The following is a 398-nucleotide window of genomic DNA, read 5'->3' as shown; positions in this document are numbered from 1 at the left end:
CCATTACGACCAGGTCTCCCATCTCAGCCGGGCGGAGGTGTATCGGCTAAACATCGGTGTCACCAAGGAGACTTTTCTCTCCCTCTTCGGCTCAGTCCCATCTGCACCAGGTGAAAGCGATCTCATCGCGTCAGCCGCCGATTTCGCCGCGCTGGACACGCTGATGCCGCATCCAATTTACGGGCATCTCTGCTGGGTGTGTGTCTTAAACCCCGGCGAGCGAACCTGGGAAACCACGCAAAATCTCCTCGCCGAATCCTACGCTCGCGCCGTGAAGCAGAGCGCAACCAAGTCGGCTTAGTGCCGCCATCCCAAGGATGAATTCTCCAGTCCATCCTGGTCAACCCGACGGGTTGGTCGAAATCGGCCGTTATCCGTTACGGACAGAGGCCTACGAC

1 protein-coding gene is annotated in these 398 nt (G+C 58.5%); it reads left to right on the top strand.

The window, feature by feature from the left end; genetic code table 11:
* Positions 1-301, top strand: a 301-nt coding sequence (locus tag D7Y13_RS46655; RefSeq protein WP_244222511.1) for a DUF6194 family protein, incomplete at its 5' end; no start/stop codon positions are given.
* Positions 302-398: the final 97 nt, after the last annotated feature.

Origin of the sequence: Corallococcus praedator (genome assembly GCF_003612125.1) — a bacterium.
Classification (GTDB): Bacteria; Myxococcota; Myxococcia; order Myxococcales; family Myxococcaceae; genus Corallococcus; species Corallococcus praedator.
This window is presented reverse-complemented; position numbering and strand designations above follow the sequence as displayed.